Origin of the sequence: Seongchinamella sediminis (genome assembly GCF_003457605.1) — a bacterium.
GTDB lineage: Bacteria > Pseudomonadota > Gammaproteobacteria > Pseudomonadales > Halieaceae > Halioglobus > Halioglobus sediminis.
In genome coordinates this window covers 1-1,042 of the sequence record NZ_QRAN01000063.1, presented here as the reverse complement: position 1 = coordinate 1,042, position 1,042 = coordinate 1, and the positions used below count along the sequence as shown (strand labels likewise).

The 1,042-nt window shown below is 54.7% G+C and carries 1 protein-coding gene; it reads right to left on the bottom strand.

Annotated elements, in window-relative coordinates; all coding sequences use genetic code 11:
• Positions 1-106: 106 nt before the first annotated feature.
• Positions 107-673: a hypothetical protein gene (locus DWB85_RS19315; protein ID WP_205422830.1), complete on the bottom strand. Its 567-nt coding sequence runs from the start codon at positions 671-673 to the stop codon at positions 107-109.
• Positions 674-1,042: the final 369 nt, after the last annotated feature.

Below are 1,042 nucleotides of genomic sequence, written 5' to 3'. Positions count from 1 at the left end.
TCCAGCGACACATAACTGAACAAGTCACCGCCTTCCTGGTAATCACCGCGCATTGTTTGGCCTCCAACCTGCGATTACGCTATTTTCCCTCATTTGAGGGAGTTTTTCAGCAACCTGCTAGTGCACGCTGCACCGCTCGCCTCACCACGACTGATTTGCCACTTCCTGGCAGGCCGCGGACCTGGACGGCACGGGCTGTTGTGAGCTTTGCGTCCATGCTCTCAAGGAGCGAGATACGGTCGAGCTTTGTCCCACCAATATCGTCCGGAATGAGGTTCGCGTAGCTCTTCGCTAGCTCCGTTAATTTGTCGAGGTCGAGGCGTAGTGAGGGCGCTCCGCGGAGTCGTGCGATAGGTGAGATCAAGCGAACAAGTCGTATGCGATCAAACTGACCTGATTTTCCGGCTGATGAACGGGCCAGCTGAACTGCTCGTGACCAGACAAGCGGTGCTTTGGCTGCATCATCTGGCGCAAGGCAATCCTTAATACGATTAATGGCATCAGAGGGATCAGTGGCGCCTTCGCGAAGGAAATCGAATTGAATGAGCACGAAATGAGCAAGGAACTGGTACTCTTCTTCACTCGTGCACGGTGCCCCCTTCGCTGCATCCAGTAGAGTAACGACGTCGTTCTTAACCGTTTTGATGTCTGCGCTGGCGCTGCCGCCCTTCACAAAGCGAGAGTGGAAATGGTCAGCCGTCAGGCTTTCGCGGGCCCAATCGCAAAGGGTCTTTAATGCCCGTTCTTTGGCAGGGGTGACGGTACCAACTGCGGCCCCGTAGCGGTCAACATTGAAGCGGAAGTCTGGCTTGTTGAGGGTTGCCCAACTGTCACGGATGATTTCGAGAAAGTCTTTGTTCGTTTTTGCACTGCTGATCGTGAGCGAACGCTTTACCTGGAGGCTAAGTCGGGCGAGGTTCTTTGATCCTGCCCACCAACAGTGGACACGCAGTTAAGCGACTTGTTGTGCCTCAAACGCTTCCGGGCTTATGAAGCCGTTGGCGCTGTGTCGGCGGGTTCGATTGTAGTCCACTTCGATGTA